The organism is Roseateles sp. GW821-FHT09H11, assembly GCF_059415845.1.
Genome location: NZ_JBWKOA010000007.1, coordinates 199999 through 217089, shown reverse-complemented (window position 1 = coordinate 217089; position 17091 = coordinate 199999). Strand labels below are relative to the sequence as shown.

Annotated in this window: 19 protein-coding genes; 9 read left to right on the top strand and 10 right to left on the bottom strand. The window is 68.0% G+C overall.

Annotated elements, in window-relative coordinates; all coding sequences use genetic code 11:
• The first annotated feature begins 18 nt into the window (after positions 1-18).
• Positions 19-408, top strand: coding sequence for a hypothetical protein (locus AC07PR_RS23065; RefSeq protein WP_495136692.1), 390 nt, complete (start codon positions 19-21; stop codon positions 406-408).
• A 15-nt stretch (positions 409-423) separates the two neighbouring features.
• Here AC07PR_RS23065 and AC07PR_RS23060 read toward each other — a convergent pair whose 3' ends face one another.
• Positions 424-1038, bottom strand: coding sequence for a hypothetical protein (locus tag AC07PR_RS23060; protein WP_495136691.1), 615 nt, complete (start codon positions 1036-1038; stop codon positions 424-426).
• 63 nt (positions 1039-1101) lie between these two features.
• On the opposite strand from AC07PR_RS23060, the gene AC07PR_RS23055 reads away from it, so the two are divergent.
• The 4 genes from AC07PR_RS23055 (at position 1102) to AC07PR_RS23040 (ending at position 4558) form a co-directional block, all read left to right on the top strand.
• Positions 1102-1626, top strand: coding sequence for an outer membrane protein assembly factor BamE (locus AC07PR_RS23055; RefSeq protein ID WP_495136690.1), 525 nt, complete (start codon positions 1102-1104; stop codon positions 1624-1626).
• A gap of 154 nt (positions 1627-1780) precedes the next feature.
• A complete protein-coding gene (locus AC07PR_RS23050) occupies positions 1781-2020 on the top strand; it encodes a hypothetical protein (protein WP_495136689.1) in 240 nt (79 codons plus the stop codon).
• On the top strand, positions 2013-2525 hold the full coding sequence (locus AC07PR_RS23045) for a putative toxin-antitoxin system toxin component, PIN family (protein WP_495136688.1): 513 nt from the start codon (positions 2013-2015) through the stop codon (positions 2523-2525). The genes AC07PR_RS23050 and AC07PR_RS23045 overlap by 8 nt, the downstream gene beginning before the upstream one ends.
• A gap of 56 nt (positions 2526-2581) precedes the next feature.
• Positions 2582-4558 (top strand): RDD family protein, encoded by a 1977-nt coding sequence (locus tag AC07PR_RS23040; protein WP_495136687.1) that lies wholly within the window; start codon positions 2582-2584, stop codon positions 4556-4558.
• Positions 4559-4645: 87 nt separating this feature from the next.
• On the opposite strand, the gene AC07PR_RS23035 is transcribed toward AC07PR_RS23040, so the two are convergent.
• The 8 genes from AC07PR_RS23035 to glpD form a co-directional block, all read right to left on the bottom strand.
• Positions 4646-5122 carry a tellurite resistance TerB family protein gene (locus tag AC07PR_RS23035; protein ID WP_495136686.1) on the bottom strand — a complete coding sequence of 159 codons (477 nt, stop codon included), beginning with the start codon at positions 5120-5122 and terminating at the stop codon, positions 4646-4648.
• Positions 5123-5233: 111 nt separating this feature from the next.
• Complete coding sequence (locus tag AC07PR_RS23030; protein ID WP_067279460.1) at positions 5234-6970, bottom strand: ABC transporter substrate-binding protein; 1737 nt, start codon at positions 6968-6970, stop codon at positions 5234-5236.
• Between the two features lie 99 nt (positions 6971-7069).
• Positions 7070-7378 (bottom strand): DUF2160 domain-containing protein, encoded by a 309-nt coding sequence (locus tag AC07PR_RS23025; protein WP_377158493.1) that lies wholly within the window; start codon positions 7376-7378, stop codon positions 7070-7072.
• 118 nt (positions 7379-7496) lie between these two features.
• The gene (locus tag AC07PR_RS23020) at positions 7497-8309 is read right to left on the bottom strand and encodes a carbohydrate ABC transporter permease (protein WP_331617855.1); all 813 of its coding nucleotides are present in this window, start codon (positions 8307-8309) and stop codon (positions 7497-7499) included.
• Positions 8302-9189, bottom strand: a complete 888-nt coding sequence (locus AC07PR_RS23015; protein ID WP_495136685.1) for a carbohydrate ABC transporter permease — start codon at positions 9187-9189, stop codon at positions 8302-8304. Before AC07PR_RS23015 ends, AC07PR_RS23020 begins: the two co-directional genes overlap by 8 nt.
• Entirely contained in the window at positions 9186-10361 is a 1176-nt protein-coding gene (locus AC07PR_RS23010) for an ABC transporter ATP-binding protein (RefSeq protein WP_377158498.1), read from the bottom strand. The genes AC07PR_RS23015 and AC07PR_RS23010 overlap by 4 nt, the downstream gene beginning before the upstream one ends.
• Positions 10361-11431, bottom strand: coding sequence for an ABC transporter ATP-binding protein (locus AC07PR_RS23005; protein ID WP_431101138.1), 1071 nt, complete (start codon positions 11429-11431; stop codon positions 10361-10363). Before AC07PR_RS23005 ends, AC07PR_RS23010 begins: the two co-directional genes overlap by 1 nt.
• Positions 11432-11536: 105 nt before the next feature.
• The gene (glpD, locus tag AC07PR_RS23000; protein ID WP_377161640.1) at positions 11537-13120 is read right to left on the bottom strand and encodes a glycerol-3-phosphate dehydrogenase; all 1584 of its coding nucleotides are present in this window, start codon (positions 13118-13120) and stop codon (positions 11537-11539) included.
• Positions 13121-13375: 255 nt separating this feature from the next.
• On the opposite strand from glpD, the gene AC07PR_RS22995 reads away from it, so the two are divergent.
• From AC07PR_RS22995 to AC07PR_RS22980, 4 genes are all read left to right on the top strand, one after another.
• Entirely contained in the window at positions 13376-14140 is a 765-nt protein-coding gene (locus tag AC07PR_RS22995) for a DeoR/GlpR family DNA-binding transcription regulator (protein ID WP_377158500.1), read from the top strand.
• A 56-nt stretch (positions 14141-14196) separates the two neighbouring features.
• Entirely contained in the window at positions 14197-15690 is a 1494-nt protein-coding gene (gene glpK, locus AC07PR_RS22990) for a glycerol kinase GlpK (protein WP_495136684.1), read from the top strand.
• Positions 15691-15821: 131 nt separating this feature from the next.
• On the top strand, positions 15822-16082 hold the full coding sequence (locus AC07PR_RS22985) for a hypothetical protein (RefSeq protein ID WP_067279481.1): 261 nt from the start codon (positions 15822-15824) through the stop codon (positions 16080-16082).
• Complete coding sequence (locus AC07PR_RS22980) at positions 16079-16549, top strand: type II toxin-antitoxin system VapC family toxin (RefSeq protein WP_495136683.1); 471 nt, start codon at positions 16079-16081, stop codon at positions 16547-16549. Before AC07PR_RS22985 ends, AC07PR_RS22980 begins: the two co-directional genes overlap by 4 nt.
• On the opposite strand, the gene AC07PR_RS22975 is transcribed toward AC07PR_RS22980, so the two are convergent.
• Positions 16471-17049, bottom strand: coding sequence for a TMEM165/GDT1 family protein (locus tag AC07PR_RS22975; protein ID WP_431101133.1), 579 nt, complete (start codon positions 17047-17049; stop codon positions 16471-16473). The two genes, AC07PR_RS22980 and AC07PR_RS22975, sit on opposite strands and share 79 nt — an antisense overlap.
• Positions 17050-17091: the final 42 nt, after the last annotated feature.

The following is a 17091-nucleotide window of genomic DNA, read 5'->3' as shown; positions in this document are numbered from 1 at the left end:
ATCCCAGGAGAGGAAAACATGGCTACTACCATCTACGTCGCTGGCACCGTGAGTGCGGACGGCAACTTCGCCGATTGCATCTACTACAAGGACCAGGCAGGCACTGACCCCTATCCGAGTTCGGACATCAGCATCCCTCAGGACGCCGGCGAATGCATCTTTGCCCAGGCGGACACGACCGACCTGCTGCTGATCGGCGCGACCTTCAAGACGATCGGATCGGCGCCGGGCATGAACGCCAGCAACTTCGCGCCGGCGGACGACGAGAACGCCGTGCACTTCCCGATGCCCGTGACCTCGATCATCACGAAGGGCGTCGTGCTCCTGTTCTCGACGCCGGGCACGGTGGAGAACCTGTACCCGAGCACCGACCCGCAGGTCACCAACGATTCGGTCCGCTGCGACTGACGGTCGGTCTCGGTCTCAGGGCCGTCCGGCCGCTGGGGAGAGGCTCGGGAGTGCCTCCTCCGCCATGACCCGTCCCAGCCGGGACGGGTTCACGCGATCCATCACGCGCGCGTCGAGCGCGAATTCCTTCTGCTGCGTGTAGGCCACCGCGCCGATCCTCGGCACGCTGCCGGCCGCCTGCGGCCCGAGCATCCCCAGCACCGGATAGACGCGCAGCCGCGCGATCAGCAGCCCCTGCGCCGCATCGGCGAACACCGCCGTCTCCAACACCCGCGTGCAGCCGCGCCGCTGCACCTCCGCCACCAGTCCCTGCAGATTGCGTGGCACATCCGTCGCGGACACCGGCAGCACCACGTTCACCACCGGCAGGCCCGCGGCCACGAGCGGCTCGCGCGCGGCGAGGTTGAAGGCCCCGTTGGCCTCGTCCCAGCGGCGGTTGGCGGCGGGCTGGTCGGGATCGAAGTTGCGGCCCTGGCCGAACAGCAGCACGCACGGCGCGCCGCTTGCCACGGTGGCTGGCGCGGGCGTCGGAGCGGACGCTGGCGTTTGCGCCTGCGACGGCCCTGCGGCCACGGCGAAGGCGACGAGGGCGGCGTGCTCAAGCGCCTTCCGGATGTGCGATCTCGACATGGCGCGGATTGTGCGCTGCCCCGATCGCCGCACAATGGCCGCTCCGCCTTGCAGGAGACAACGATGCGCGAATGGACGAGCCTGGGCACCCTGTGCGCCACGACGATGGCCGTGGTGGCGACCGTCGCTCTCAGCGGCTGCGCGACGCCGGTGAAGGATGAGCGGATGAGGGCCGGCGTGACGACCAGCGCCGACGTGCAGCAGTACTACGGCGCCCCGACGCGTGTCTGGCCCGAGGCCGACGGCGGCCGCACGCTGGAGTACGCGACCCAGCCGTTCGGCCAGACCTGCTACATGGTCCGTCTGGACGCGCAGGACCGCCTCGTCGGCACGACGGACGGCCTGTCCGCGGCGAACCGCGCCCGCATCGTGCCGGGCCTGACGACCGATCAGGTCACGCGGATGCTCGGCCGGGAGCGCAAGCGCGTGTTCTTCAGGCTCAGCGGCGAGGACGTCTGGGACTGGAACATCCCGCCGGAGATGAACGGCTACCTGCTGCGCTTCAACGTCCACTTCAAGCACGGCGTGGTGGTCCGCACCTCGCAGAGCGTGGTCTACCCGGACCGGCGCTTCTTGTGGGATGACTGAAGGGCGCGCAGTCGCGGTGGCGCACCATCCGGACGACGACCTCGCAACTTCAGGCTGCTTGTGTAGCAAGACGAGTCATTGAATCGGGACGTCGTCTTGGGGACGATGGTCCATCGCGATGCCCATTCCACGGCAGCGAGAAAGGACCTCTCCCGTGACCTCCATTGAAATCCAACTGCCGCCCCTTCTTGCGCGCGAGGCGGCGCGCGCCGGGCTGTTCGCTCCTGATCGCCTGGAGACGATGTTCCGCAGACAGCTCCACGTCGCAGATCTCCAAGCCTTCTTGAAGGAAGAAGAAGACCTCGAAGAACTGGTCATGCAAGAGATTCAGGTGGAAGTCGATGCGGTCCGAGCAGGCAAGCGAGCAGCACAGCACAGTACGGCTCGTGCTTGACACGAATGTCGTCGCTTCGGGCCTCATGTGGGAGGGAGCCACGGCGCGGCTCATCGAGCTAGCCGCCAGCGGCCCCCTTCATGTCCAGCTCGTGTGCAGCACACCGCTGTTGGCGGAGTTGAGAGACATCATCGGGCGCCGCAAGTTCTCGAAGCGCCTGTTGTTGAAGTCCCGCAGTCCCGACGAATTCGTCGCGGACTATGCCTGTCGCACCACTCTGGTGGCACCGTCGGCGATTCCACCCACGGTGCATGAGGATCCCGATGACGACGTTGTCCTGGCGACTGCCCATGCGGGTCAGGCTCATCTGCTCGTCACCGGCGATGCTCACCTGCTGAGGCTGGGCCGCTTCAGGTTCGTTCCCATCGTGCGTCCCGCCGCCGCGATCGCGATGCTTGGCGGTCCGCCGTTGCGCCGAAGGCCGCCCGCTCTCCTCCCAAAGGGGGAAGCCCACCCTCATGCCTGTGACGGAATGAATACAGCTCCCGCGCTGTCGTCGAGCTGACGCACGAAGCCGTTCACACCCTCTTTACACTTCCTGCCCAAGAGGGAGAGAAGAGGATGTCGAACCAATCCGTCGGCCTGGCGCCCCGCGCACTGGCCATGGTCATCGACGGCGTCTTGATGATCGCCGCGAGTACCTTGTTGATGTGGGCCGTGTACGGCGACCCGGTGTCGAAGTGGAACGATCTGCGGCCCGGCACCATCGCCATCAACTGGCTGCTGCCGCTGATCGTCTGCGTCGCGTTCTGGACCTGGCAGGGCGCCACGCCCGGCAAGCTCGTCGCCGGCATCAAGGTCGTGGACGCCCGCAGCGGCGGACGCCCGACCCCCGTGCAGGCCGTGATCCGCTGGGTCGGGTATCTGATCTCCGCGATCCCGCTCTTCGCCGGCTTCCTGTGGGCGCGCGTCGATGCCGAGGGACGCACCTGGCATGACCGTCTGTCCCGCACCGCCGTCGAGCGCAGCCGGCCCGCCCCGGCCGACGGGGAAGGCCTGCTCATCGGCTACATCGCCAGCCACTGGCGCGGCGAGCAGAGCCTGGCCCAGAGCTTCTGGATCAACCACGTCCTCCTGACCTGGCCCCTCGCCGCCGGCGTGCAGGGCCTGGTCGCCTGGCTCGCCACCAAGAGCGACGGCCTGCAGGGCGTCGCGATCGCGCTGCTGATCGTCTGGCCGCTGCTGATCCTCGTCGAGATCTGGAGCGCCGTCGGCACCTGGCGCTCGGTGCGCGGTTATGTCGACGCCGGCGGCTCCTTCCTGATCTCCGGTTTCGCCCGCCTGTGCCTGCTGTTGTCGTTCCTGCAGATCGCGTTCTCGCTGGCGCTGGGCGTGTTCGGGGAACTCCCCGAGCTGTGGAAGCTCGCGCGCGGCATCGATCCGATCGGCAACGCGCGCCTGGTCGTCAGCACCGACGGCCGCACGATGCAGCTCAACGGCCCCATCGGCGCCGGGGACGCCGGCCGGCTGGGCACGCTGCTCGCAGCCTCGCCGGCCGTGCGTCTGCTGGAGGTCGCCTCGCCCGGCGGCCGCGTGACCGAAGCCGAACGCATGGTCCAGCTGATCCGCCAGCGCGGCGTCGGCACGCGCGCGATCGGCAATTGCGAGAGCGCCTGCACGCTGGTCTTCCTCGCCGGCAACAAGCGCCAGCTGATGCCGGGCGCGCAGCTCGGCTTCCACCGCGCCAGCAGCGGCACCTTCAATCCGGCCTTCGACGAGATCGCCAACCAGGAGCTCGCGCGCACCTATCGCCGCATGGAGCTGCCGGAGGAATTCATCCAGAAGACGCTGAGCACGCCGTCGCGCACCATGTGGTATCCGCCGCCCGTCGACCTGGTGCGTCACTCGCTGATCCAACCGCCACCGAAGACGCTGGACGTCGCCCTGCCCGAGGGCGACAAGCCCGGCCAGTACGCGCCGCTGAGCGACTACGTCAACGCCCTGCGCGCCAGCGATGCCTGGTTCCGGCTCGACCAGCGTTTCCCCGGCCTGATCGACGAGGCCGCTGGCCGCATGCGCGCGGCGCAACTCGCGCTGGGTGACTCGGAGCACGCCGTCGCCGGGGCCCAGATCGCCGCACAAAGCGTGCTGGCCCCCAATGTGCGTGAGATGCTCCTGAACGGATCGCGCGACCTGCGCCGCCGCTACCTGCAGGTGCTGCGCGCGCAACTGACCGCCGCGCAGACACTGGGCGCCGACACGTGCCAGTCCTGGTTGTCCGGCTCCCCCGTGCCGCGCCGGCTGCTGCCGGAGGACGCCATGGCACTCGAAGCCCTCTGGCTGACCGACGCCGCGGGGGAAGCCCTCCCCACGCGCGCCCGCGCGCCGCAAGCGACGCCGCTGGAACTCGAGGTCGTGACCCGCACGGTCGGCGCCACGGCCCCCGGCGCGTTCTCCAAGCTGTGGACCGACGGCAATGCCGGCCCCGCCCCCATCACGTGCGAGCGTGCCGGCCAGGTGTTGGACCACATCCAGCGCCGGACCGTGGGCGCGCCGCGCGAGCTGGCGGAGCGGGTGGTGTTCCAGAACGCGCGCTGACCCCGCGACCGCGCGGAGTCCCCACGAAGAAGGCCCTCCTCAGGAGGGCCTTTCCGTTTGGGGCGTCGAATCGGCGCGCGCAGCGGGTCAGTCGTCCTCGCCGAGGCCGGCCGCCGCCTTCGCGCGGATCCGTGCGTGGTGGTACGCGCCTTGCGGGATGTGCAGCAGGTCGGCGATGCGCCACATCGTGTGGCGCTCGATGTCGCCGAGCCTGCCGTCGGCGTAGGCCACGCCCCACATCAGTTCGACCAGGCGCAGCTTCGCGGGCATGTCCCAGCGCTCGTCGACCGGCGAGGTGAAGGCGAACAGGTCGGACGCCGTGCGGGCGGTGCGCTCGGCCTGCGCGGTGAGCGCGTCGGCCTCGTCCTCGGACAGCGCGAACAGCACGGTGAGCGCCTTGCCCACCGCCGAGCGCTCGACGCTGGAGAAATCCGCGTCGGAGCGCATCACCTCGACGAGCAGCACCGCGGCCGCCAGCGGCAACGACGGCGCGCCGCCCCGCGAGCCACCGAACGCGTCGTCCGGCGCCAGCGTGTCGAAGAGGTCCATGAGCGACTTGAACATGGGCCGATGGTGGCACGGCGCCCGGAGCGGGCCTTATGCCCGTCTTAAACGCGCAATGAAAAGGGCCGTGCCACCGGCACGGCCCCATCGAGTCTCAGCCCGGGTGCGCGATCACCGCACCTTGCCGTCCTTCCACGCATTCAGCAGCTTCTCGTAGGCGATGGTCTCGCCCTTGGGCTTCTCGTTGGCCAGCTTGGCCCACGGCGCGCCCTTGTCGGACAGCCACTTCTTCGGGTCTTCCTTCTTGTTGAGCTTGGGCGCGCACTTGGCCATGCCGGCGCGCTCCAGCCGCGCCATCACCGCGTCCATCTCGTCGGCCAGCGTGTCCATCGCGGCCTGCGGCGTCTTCTCGCCGGTCACCGCCTGCGCCACGTTCTTCCACCACAGCTGCGCCAGCTTCGGATAGTCCGGCACGTTCGTGCCCGTGGGCGTCCACGCCACGCGCGCCGGCGAGCGGTAGAACTCGATCAGGCCGCCGTACTTGTTGGCGTTCTTGGTGAAGTAGTCGCTGCGGATGTCGCTGTCGCGGATGAAGGTCAGGCCCTGGATGCTCTTCTTCAGGCTCACCGACTTGGCCGTCACGAACTGCGCGTACAGCCAGGCCGCCGCGGTCCGGTTGGCGTCATGGCCGCTGAAGAAGGTCCAGCTGCCCACGTCCTGGTAGCCGTTCTGCATGCCGTCCTTCCAGTACGGCCCGTTCGGCCCCGGCGCCATGCGCCACTTCGGCGTGCCGTCCGCGTTCACCACCGGCAGGCCCGGCTTGACCATGTCCGCCGTGAACGCCGTGTACCAGAAGATCTGCTGCGCGATCTGGCCCTGCGCCGGCACCGGGCCCGATTCCCCGAAGGTCATCCCGGTCGCCTCCTTGGGCGCGTACTTCTTCATCCAGTCGACGTACTTGGTCAGCGCGTAGACCGCCGCCGGCGAGTTGGTCGCGCCGCCGCGCGCCACCGAGGCGCCCACCGGCGTGCACTTGTCGTCGGCGACGCGGATGCCCCACTCGTCGACCGGCATGCCGTTGGGGATGCCCTTGTCCGCCGCGCCGGCCATCGACAGCCACGCGTCGGTGAAGCGCCAGCCCAGCGAGGGGTCCTTCTTGCCGTAGTCCATGTGGCCGTAGATCGGCTTGCCGTCCAGCGTCTTCACGTCGTTGGAGAAGAAGGCCGCGATGTCCTCGTAGGCGCTCCAGTTCAGCGGCACGCCCAGGTCGTAGCCGTACTTGGCCTTGAACTTGTCCTGCAGGTCCTTGCGCGCGAACAGGTCGGCGCGGAACCAGTACAGGTTGGCGAACTGCTGGTCGGGCAGCTGGTAGAGCTTGCCGTCCGGCGCCGTCGTGAAGCTGGTGCCGATGAAGTCCTTCAGGTCCAGGCCCGGGTTCGTCCACTCCTTGCCCGCGCCGGTCATGTAGTCGGAAAGATTCATGATCTTCCCGTACCGGTAGTGCGTGCCGATCAGGTCGGAGTCGGAGATCCAGCCGTCGTAGATGCTCTTGCCCGACTGCATCGAGGTCTGCAGCTTCTCGACGACGTCGCCTTCCTGGATCAGGTCGTGCTTGACCGTGATGCCGGTGATCTCGGCGAAGGCCTTGGCCAGCACCTTGCTCTCGTACTCGTGCGTGGTCAGCGTCTCGGACACCACCGAGATCTCCTTCACGCCCTTGGCCTGGAGCTTCTTGGCCGCCTCGATGAACCACTTCATCTCGGCCGTCTGCTTGTCCTTGGACAGGGTCGACGGCTGGAATTCGCTGTCGATCCACTTCTTCGCCTCGGCCTCGCCGGCCCACGCGGCGTTTGCTCCCAACGCCAGCAATGCGGCCACGGCCAGCGCGGAATACTTGCTCTTGTTCACGCTTGTCTCCTGTGTCTGTCGAATCTCCCCCTGCATGAGGACGAATCGCGGCTCCGGGGGAACGGGGAAGCCGAATTCCTTGAAGCTTGAACTACTCGATCATCCCTTGCGCAGGATCAGGCCCAGCACCAGCATCGACGCGATGAAGCTGATCCAGACGCTGGGTTCGGCCTCGAGCTGGAACCACTCGGCCATCTTCGCGCCCAGGCCGACGAAGGCCAGGTTGATGTACGCGGCCGTCAGCAGGCCGATGAACAGCCGGTCGCCGCGCGTCGTGCGCATCGGCAGCCAGCCCTTGCGCAGCGTCGTCGGCGACTTGATCTCCCACACCGTCATGCCGACCAGCATCAGCACCACGCAGGTGAAGAAGACGGCGACCGGGGTCGTCCACACCATCCAATCGAACATCAGGACTCCTTTTGGCCGGCGTCAGCCCGGCCGTCGTCAAGCGGCACCCATGGACCGGGCTCCGCCGGGCCATCGGGTGCGCCCCCTTGAGGGGGCCGCCGTAGGCGGTAGGGGGTGGTCATACTCTGCCCATCGCAAAGCCTTTTGCGATGTAGTGCCGGACAAACCAGATGACGATCGCGCCCGGCACGATCGTCAGCGTGCCGGCCGCGGCCAGCGTCGCCCAGTCCATGCCGGAGGCGCTGACGGTACGCGTCATCGTCGCGACGATGGGCTTGGCGTTGACGCTGGTCAGCGTGCGCGCCAGCAGCAGTTCCACCCACGAGAACATGAAGCAGAAGAACGCCGCCACGCCCACGCCCGCCTTGATCAGCGGCAGGAACACGGTCAGGAAGAAGCGCGGGAAGCTGTAGCCGTCGATGTAGGCGGTCTCGTCGATCTCGCGCGGGATGCCGCTCATGAAGCCTTCCAGGATCCACACCGCCAGCGGCACGTTGAACAGCAGATGCGCCAGCGCGACCGCGATGTGCGTGTCCATCAGCCCCAGCGTCGTGTACAGCTGGAAGAACGGCAGCAGGAACACCGCCGGCGGCGTCATGCGGTTGGTCAGCAGCCAGAAGAAGACGTGCTTGTCGCCGAGGAACGAGTAGCGGCTGAACGCATAGGCGGCCGGCAGCGCCACGCTGACCGAGATCACCATGTTGATGCCGACGTAGATCAGGCTGTTGATGTAGCCGCTGTACCAGGACGGGTCGGTGAAGATGGTCTTGTAGCTGGCCAGCGAGAAGTGCTGCGGCCAGAGGCTGAAGCTGGAGAGGATCTCCTCGTTGGTCTTGAAGCTCATGTTGACCATCCAGTAGATGGGCAGCAGCGCGAAGAGCAGGTACGCGATCAGGAAGATCGTGCGCTTGCGGAAACGGCGGTCATCCATGGCCAGCCTCCATCGTCTTGTCTTGGGTTCCGAGCGACTGCATCCAGTTGTAGAGGATGAAGCACAGCAGCAGGATGATCAGGAAGTAGATCAGCGAGAACGCCGCCGCCGGGCCGAGGTCGAACTGGCCGACCGCCTTCTGCGTCAGGTACTGGCTGAGGAAGGTGGTCGCGTTGCCGGGACCGCCGCCGGTGAGGACGAAGGGCTCGGTGTAGATCATGAAGCTGTCCATGAAGCGCAGCAGCACCGCGATCATCAGCACGCCCCGCATCTTGGGCAGCTGGATGTAGCGGAACACGGCGAACTTGCTGGCGCCGTCGATGCGCGCGGCCTGGTAGTAGGCATCGGGGATGGAGCGCAGTCCGGCGAAGCACAGCAACGCCACCAGCGGCGTCCAGTGCCAGACGTCCATGATGAGCACGGTGACCCATGCGTCGGTCGCATCGCCGGTGTAGTTGTAGTCGATGCCCAGCGCCTGCAGCGACGCGCCGAGCAGCCCGATGTCCGCGCGGCCGTAGATCTGCCAGATGGTGCCGACGACGTTCCACGGGATCAGCAGCGACAGCGCGACGATCACCAGCACCAGCGACGAACGCCAGCCCTGCGCCGGCATCGACAAGGCCAGGCAGATGCCCAGCGGGATCTCGACCAGCAGCACCGCCAGCGAGAAGCCGAGCTGGCGCAGCAGCGCGCCGTGGAGTTCCTCGTCGCGCATCACCGCGGCGAACCACTCGGTGCCGACGAAGACGCGCCGCTCGGGCGAGATGATGTCCTGCACCGAATAGTTCACCACCGTCATCAGCGGCAGGATGGCCGAGAAGGCCACGCAGATGAGCACGGGCAGGACGAGGAACCAGGCCTTCTGGTTGATCGGTTTCATGCGAGGCCCTCCGGAGCACCCGAGGTGATCGCCGCGAAGGTCGCGGCCATGGGTACCGCGCCGACGATCAGCCGCTCGTCGGCACCGTAGAAACAGGTGTGGGGATTGAGGACGCGCAGGGCCACCGTGGCGCCGGCCGCGGGCGGCTGCGCATGGGCGGACAGACGCGCCTTCAGCGTGTGCGGTCCCACCTTGGCGGTGAGCAGCCAGTAGGTGCCGATGTCCTGGACCTGGCTGACCACGCCGGTCACCGTGCCCGGCAGCGCCGGCACGCCGTCACCGACATCGTCGACCTCGACATATTCGGGTCGGATGCCCACCATGAACGGCTCCGCCCGGGAGAGCGCGGCCCCGGCGACGGGATCGACCGAACCCGCGACCGGCTGCCCGGCGACGCTCAGTCCGCCGCCGTCCTCCAGCGCCGCCGGCAGGAAGTTCATGCCCGGCGAGCCGATGAAGTGGCCGACGAAGCGGTGGCTCGGGCGCTCGAACAGCTCGCCCGCCGAGCCGACCTGCACCGCGCGACCCCGCGTCATGACGACGATCTGGTCCGCGAAGGTCAGCGCCTCGACCTGGTCGTGGGTGACGTAGATCAGCGTGAGCTTGAGCTCGTTGTGGATCTGCTTGAGCTTGCGGCGCAGCTGCCACTTCAGGTGGGGATCGATGACGGTCAGCGGCTCGTCGAAGAGCACGGCCGAGACGTCCTCGCGCACCAGCCCGCGGCCCAGCGAGATCTTCTGCTTGGCGTCGGCGGACAGCCCGGAGGCGCGCTGGTTCAACTGGCCGTTGAGCTCGAGCATCTCCGCGATCTTCCCGACGCGGGCCTTGATCTTGTCCGCCGCCACGCCGCGGTTGCGCAGCGGGAAGGCGAGGTTCTCGGCCACCGTCATCGTGTCGTAGATGACGGGGAACTGGAACACCTGCGCGATGTTGCGCTGCTGCGGCGTCAGCCCGGTGACGTCGCGGCCGTCGAAGCGCACGGTGCCCTGCGAGGGCCGCAGCAGCCCGGAGACGATGTTCAGCAGCGTCGTCTTGCCGCAGCCCGAGGGGCCGAGCAGCGCATAGGCGCCGCCGTCCTCGAAGCTCATCTTCAGCGGGAGCAGCGCGTAGTCGCTGTCTTCCTTCGGATCGGGCCGGTACGCGTGGGCGAGGTCCAGATCGATGCGGGCCATCAGCGGGCTCCCTGGCGCTCGGGGGCGCGCGTCAGCAGCCCGGCCGCGTCGAAGACGTGGACATGGGCGGCATTGAGGTACAGCGTCAGCGGGGCGCCGAGCTCGAAGTCGTGCACGCCGGTCAGCTGCGCGACGAGTTCGCCGACCTCGGTGTGGGCGTGGACGAAGGTGTCGGAGCCGGAGATCTCGGCCAGTTCCACCTCGCCCTTGATCGCGATGTCGCCGGGCCGCTGCGTGACGTGCAGCGCACTGGCACGCACGCCCACCGTCACGCCGCCCTGCCCCGGCAGCGCCAGGTCGAGCCCCGGCCGCAGTTGCAGCCGGTCGCCGAGTCCCTGGGCGATGACGAGGTTCATCGGCGGATCGCTGAAGGCCCGCGCGACGCGCAGCGACGCGGGTCGGTGGAAGACCTCGGCGGTGGGACCGTATTGCAGCAGCTCGCCGGCGTCCATCACCGCGGTGTAGCCGCCGAGCTGGAGCGCCTCCGCCGGTTCGGTCGTCGCGTAGACCACGGTCGATTCCCCGGCGGCGAACAGCTGGCCGAGTTCCTCGCGCAGTTCCTCCCGCAGCTTGTAGTCGAGGTTCACCAGCGGCTCGTCCAGCAGCATCAGCGGCGCCTGCTTGGCCAGCGCGCGCGCCAGCGCGACGCGCTGCTGCTGACCGCCGGACAGCTGCGCGGGCAGCTTGTCGAGGTGCATCTCGATGTGCAGCTTGTCGGCCAGCTCGTCGACGCGCTTGCGGATGGCGTCGCGATCGAGCTTGCCGCGCAGCTTCAGCGGAGACGCGATGTTGTCGCGCACGCTCATCGACGGGTAGTTGATGAACTGCTGGTAGACCATCGCGACGTCGCGCTTGCGCACCGGCCAGCCGGTGACGTCCGTGCCGTCGACCGTCACGCTGCCGTCGCTGGGCTTGTCCAGGCCCGCCATCAGGCGCATCAGCGTCGTCTTGCCGGCCTGCGTCGCGCCCAGCAGCACGGTGACCGCGTTCGGCACCAGCCGCAGGTCCATCGGGTACAGGTGGTGCTGCGCGCCGACCTTGTGGCTCACGCCGCGCAAGGTCAGCTCCATGATGTCGGCTCCATCGGGGTGTCTCTTCGCATGTCGTTCTTGTGGATCGGTCTCTGGATCGGTTGCCCGATCGGAGTCGGGATCGGCGCCCGCGCCGGGGTCAGGTCATGCCGCCGCGGCCGGCGGCTTGGCCCAGAGGTGCTCGCGCTCGGCGAACCACTGGACCACCGCCATCCGCTGCGCCTCGGTGTAATGCAGTCCCAGCTTGGAGCGGCGCCACAGCACGTCGTCCGCGGCGCGCGCCCATTCCTCGCGGACCAGGTATTCGAGTTCCGCCTGGTGCAGCCCCGGGGCAATCTCCGGGCCAAGGTCGTCGATCCGCTCCGCGCCGCCGAGCACACGCCCGAGACGCGCGCCGTAGGCCCGCGCGAGGCGCCGCGCCAGCGACGGCGGCAGCCACGGATGGCGCTGGCCGACGGCGGACAGCAGGCGCTGGAAATCGGTATCGGGCCGCTGCGGCGCGCCGATCCAGTCGCGCAGGTCGCCGCCGGGAAGATGGGCGTGCTCGGTCCAGGCCCGGCGCCGATCGCCGAGCAGGTCACCCAGCAGGTCGGCCGCATCCTCCGCCAGCTTGCGGAAGGTCGTGATCTTGCCGCCCCACACGCTCAGCAGCGGCGCGCCGCCGTCGGCGTGGGTCTCGAGCAGATAGTCGCGCGTCACCGCCGACGGATCGCCAGACGCGTCGTCCAGCAGCGGCCGCACGCCGGCGTAGGTCCAGACCACGTCGGACGCGACCACCGGCTCGCGGAAGTAGCGGCTGGCCTGCTCGCAGAGGTAGGCGATCTCGCGCTCGTCGATGCGCGCCTTGCCGAAGCCCGCCAGCGCGTCCGGCGCCAGCTCCACGTCGGTCGTGCCGATCAGCGTGAAGTCGTCTTCGTAGGGGATGGCGAAGATGATCCGCTTGTCCGGGTTCTGGAAGATGTAGGCGTGGTCGTGCTGGAAACGCTTGTGCACGATGATGTGGCTGCCCTTGACCAGGCGCAGGCTCTTCGTGGCGAGCGCCTCGCCACGCGCGGGCGCGGCGACCTCGCGCAGGAAGCCTTCGGCCCACGGACCCGCCGCGTTGACCAGCGCGCGCGCCTTCAGCGTGCGGTCGCCGTCGGCACAGCGCAGCGTCGCGGTCCAATGATCCGCGTGTCGCTGCGCGGCGGTGACCGTCGTGCGGGTGTGCAGCACGGCGCCGTGCTCACGCGCGTCGAGCGCGTTCAGCAGCACCAGCCGCGCGTCGTCGACCCAGCCGTCGGAATAGACGAAGCCCTTCGTGTACTCGGCCTTCAGCGGCTCGCCGTAGGGCGAGCGCCGCAGGTCCACGCCCTCGGAGCCCGGCAGCACCTCGCGCCGCGCCAGGTGGTCGTAGAGGAACAGGCCGATGCGGATCATCCAGGCCGGGCGCATCGCCGCGTCGTGCGGCATCACGAAGCGCAGCGGCCACATGATGTGCGGGGCGCTGCGCAGCAGGACTTCGCGCTCCTGCAGTGCCTTGCGCACGAGCGAGAACTCGTAGTACTCCAGGTAGCGCAGCCCGCCGTGGATCAGCTTGGTCGAGGACGAGGACGTGTGCGCCGCGAAGTCCGAGGCTTCCGCCAGCACGACCTTCCAGCCGCGGCCGGCCAGGTCGCGCGCGATGCCGGCGCCGTTGATGCCGCCGCCGACGACGAGCACGTCGCAGTCACCGATCGCGCCGCCCACGCGGGCGGCGTCGCGCGCGCCGGCGACGCCTGCATCGAGGGAGGCGCGGTCAACGGAGATCGGTTCGGGGATCGAGGCGGCGGTCAAGGTGTCTCCTTGGAGCGAATTGGCCGGACAGTCAAACGGCCACCCTGCGATGGCCGTTGGAAAGTTCGCAATTCTGTTCTTCTTTTTTCTTTTTAGCGCGAATATGCGCGTTTCGATTGAGGGTTAACCCGATCAATTGTTCGTTTCGGTTCCTTTAGCCTGCGCGCCATGAATCCGAACCCTCGTCAGAACAATCTGCTGCAGGAGGTGCGCGCCCATGGATCGGTGAGCGTAGAGGCGCTGGCCGAGAAGTTCGGCGTGACGCTGCAGACGGTGCGCCGGGACGTGCAGCGCCTGGCCGAAGCCGGCCTGGTGCAGCGCTTCCACGGCGGCGTGCGCGTGCCGTCGTCGACCACGGAGAACATCGCCTACCGCCAACGCCAGGCCATGCAGGCCGACGGCAAGGCGCGCATCGCGCGCGCCATCGCAGCGCGCATCCCGGCCGGCTGCTCGCTGATCCTGAACCTGGGGACGACGACGGAGGCGGTGGCGCACGCGCTGCTGCGCCACAAGGGCCTGCGGGTGATCACGAACAACCTGAACGTCGCGATGATCCTGAGCGACAACCCGGACTGCGAGCTGGTGATGGTCGGCGGCTCGGTGCGGCACCGCGACCGCGGCATCGTCGGCGAGGCGGCGGTCGACTTCATCCGCCAGTTCAAGGTGGACATCGGGCTGATCGGCATCTCGGGCATCGAGTCCGACGGCAGCCTGCGCGACTTCGACTATCGCGAGGTGATGGTCGCGCGGACCATCGTCGAGCATTCGCGCGAGGTGTGGGTCGCGGCGGACGCGACCAAGTTCAACCGGCCGGCGATGGCCGAGGTGGCCCGCCTGCCGCAGATCGACGCGCTGTTCACCGACGAGCCGCCGCCGGAGCCCTTCCCCGCGCTGATGGCCGATGCGGGCGTGGAGCTCGTGGTCGCGCCGTAGCATCGCGACGGGTTCTTTCCAAAAGCAGTTCAAGAACACAACGAGCGAGACAAGCCATGACCTATCTGCTGGCCCTGGACCAGGGCACCTCGAGTTCGCGCGCGATCGTCTTCGACGCGCAGGGGCGCATCGTCGCGATGGCGCAGCGCGAGTTCCGCCAGATCTATCCGCAGCCCGGCTGGGTCGAGCACGATGCCGATGAAATCTGGGAGACGCAGCTTGCCGTCGCCCGCGAGGTGCTGACCAAGGCGTCGCTGAAAGCCTCCGAGGTGAAGGCGATCGGCATCACCAACCAGCGCGAGACGACGCTGGTGTGGAACCGCAAGACCGGCCGCCCGATCCATCACGCGATCGTCTGGCAGGACCGGCGTGCGGAGCCACAATGCGCCGCGCTGCGCGAGCAGGGCCACGGCGCGCGCATCCAGGAGAAGACGGGGCTGGTGGTCGACGCGTACTTCTCGGGGACGAAGCTGCAGTGGATCCTCGACAACGTCGCTGGCGCGCGCGACGCGGCGGAGCGCGGCGAGCTCGCCTTCGGCACGATCGACAGCTGGCTGATCTGGAAGCTCACGAACGGCGAGGTGCACGTCACCGACGTGAGCAACGCGTCGCGCACGATGCTGTTCAACGTGCGTGAGAACCAATGGGATGAAGCGCTGCTCGCGCTGCTGCGCATTCCGAAGTCGCTGCTGCCCGAGGTGAAGCCGTCGGCTTCGGACTTCGGCCGTGTCGCGCCGGAGCATCTCGGCACGGCGCTGATGATCGGCGGCATCGGCGGCGACCAGCAGAGCGCGCTGTTCGGCCAGGCCTGCTTCGAGGCCGGCATGGCCAAGAACACCTACGGCACCGGCTGCTTCATGCTGATGCACACGGGGCCGCGCTTCCAGACCAGCGCGAACGGGCTGATCACGACGAGCGCGGCGCAGATCGACGCGACGCCGCAGTACGCGCTCGAAGGCAGCGTCTTCATCGGCGGCGCGGTGGTGCAGTGGCTGCGCGACGGGCTGAACGCGATCAAGGGCAGCGGCGAGGTGCAGGGGCTCGCGGAGAGCGTTCCCGACGCGGGCGGCGTGATGTTCGTGCCGGCCTTCACTGGCCTCGGAGCGCCCTACTGGGACGCGGAGGCACGCGGTGCCATCGTGGGCCTCACGCGCGGATCGACAGTGGCGCACATCGCGCGCGCGGCGCTGGAGAGCATCGCGTTCCAGAGCGCGGCGCTGCTGCAGGCGATGAGCCGCGATGCCGTCGCAGCCGGCGGCGCGCCGGTGAGCGAGCTGCGCGTCGACGGCGGCGCGTGCGTGAACGACCTGCTGATGCAGTTCCAGGCGGACCTGCTCGGCATCCCGGTCGTGCGTCCGAAGGTGATCGAGACGACGGCGCTCGGCGCGGCCTACCTCGCCGGCCTCACGGCGGGCGTCTACGGCAACCTCGGCGACATCGGCCGCAACTGGCAGACGGAGCGCACCTTCCGCCCGACCATGTCGCGCGACCGCGCCGAGACTCTGATGGCGCAGTGGGAACGCGCGGTGAGGCAGGCCTCGGCGCGCTGAACGGACCCCTCTTGGGAAGGCCCCATTCAGGGGGTCAGGTCTTCACCCCTCAATGACAAGTTTGAGGAAGTGCCAGACGGAATCGGCGTGCCTAGAGTTGTCGGCTTCTGTTCCATTGAAGGAGAAGCTTCATGTCTGCACTCGATACCCTGGTCAAGGTCGGTACCTACGAAGAAGGTCAGGTGCTCAACATTCCCGACGCCGTTCGGGACGAACTCCGCTTGAATCCGGGAGACCGGGTGGAGTTCCTCAGGCTCGCGCCGCACGAGTACCTGATCTATTCGAAGGAGCACCCCCTCAGCCTGGAGGGAATGATCGGCAAGCCCAAACGCAAGGTGACGATCAAGGACATGAACCGGGCGATTCGTGCCCGGGGAGGTCATGTCGGATGAAGGGCATCGATACGAACATCCTCGTTCGCCACTTCGCGAACGCGGATGACCCGCAGACTGCGGTAGCCCGGCGCTTCTTGAGTTCCCTCACGCCGGAAGATCCCGGCTATGTCTCCACCGTCGCGCTAATGGAGCTGTGGTGGGTCCTCAGCAAGACCTACGAAATGGAAAGGGCCGGCCTCATCCGCACCATTGGACGGATGCTTGCTGATCCTCGCCTGCGCGTCGAACATGAGTTCGAGGTTGCCGACGCGGTGGACCGATTTGTGATGGGAAAGGCTGACTTCCAGGACTACCTGATAGAGCGCCGCTGTTCGGGCGCTGGCTGCGTCCGAACGATGACTTTCGATCACGGCGCAGCCAAGTCAGCCGGAATGACGCTGGTCGATCAGAACCCCAGCGACTCCCCTGCCCCCAGAAGCGTGAGCACCCCCAGCACCGCGAAGATGATCGCCGCGATGCCGTGAACCAGCCGCACCGGCAGCTTGTGCGCGAGCTTGTCGCCCACCAGCACCGCCGGCACGTTGGCGATCATCATCCCGAGGGTCGTGCCCGCGACCACCATCCACAGGTCATTGAAGCGCGCCGCCAGCGCCACTGTGGCGATCTGCGTCTTGTCGCCCATCTCGGCCAGGAAGAAGGCCACGATCGTCGTGCCCAGCACGCCCAGGCGGAACTTGCCGCCGGTCTCCTCTTCGTCGATCTTGTCGGGGATCAGCGTCCACGCCGCCATCGCGATGAAGCCCACACCCAGCACCCAGCGCAGCGTCTGCGGCGACACCTGCGTCGTGATCCAGCTGCCGACAGCACCCGCACAGGCGTGATTGACCAAGGTCGCGATCAGGATGCCCAGCACGATCGGTCCCGGCTTGCGGAAGCGCGCCGCCAGGATGAAGGCCAGCAACTGGGTCTTGTCGCCGATTTCGGCGAGGGCCACGAGGCCGGTGGAGATGAGGAAGGCTTCCATGAAAGACTCAGCGGCCGAGACGAACCAATGACCACGTCACCG